Here is a 386-nt window from a genome sequence, read left to right on the forward strand (position 1 = left end):
CGGGTGTCGGCATCCCGCGCCGCCGCCCGGCGGCCTCCGAGAGCGCCCGCCACGGTGAGTTCGGCGGTACCGGTGAGCACGTCCAACGTACGGGTGGCCAGCGCGGCTTGGGCCGGCGCGAGCAGTCGTTCGGTCCGCCGGGAGAGACCGGCGGTGAGCGCGGGGACGCCGATCCCGGCCAGCGCGAGACCGAGGGCGAGCATGCCGGCGGCGACCGGGGACCACACGAGGGCGAAGACGATCGAGGCGACGCAGACCACGCCGGCGGTCCCGACCGGCAGCAGCCAGCGCAGGAAGTAGTCCTGCAGGGCGTCCACATCCGCGACGAGACGGGAGAGCAGGTCGGCCCGACGCGCACGCCCCAGTCCGGCCGGAGCCAGGCGCTC

Annotated in this window: 1 protein-coding gene; it reads right to left on the bottom strand. The window is 75.9% G+C overall.

Annotation, left to right across the window (positions count from 1 at the left end):
* Nucleotides 1–386, bottom strand: a 386-nt coding sequence (locus tag AN216_RS28870; protein WP_476755919.1) for a 6TM ABC transporter family protein, incomplete at both ends; no start/stop codon positions are given.

It is taken from the genome of Streptomyces oceani, assembly GCF_001751245.1.
Classification (GTDB): Bacteria; Actinomycetota; Actinomycetes; order Streptomycetales; family Streptomycetaceae; genus Streptomyces; species Streptomyces oceani.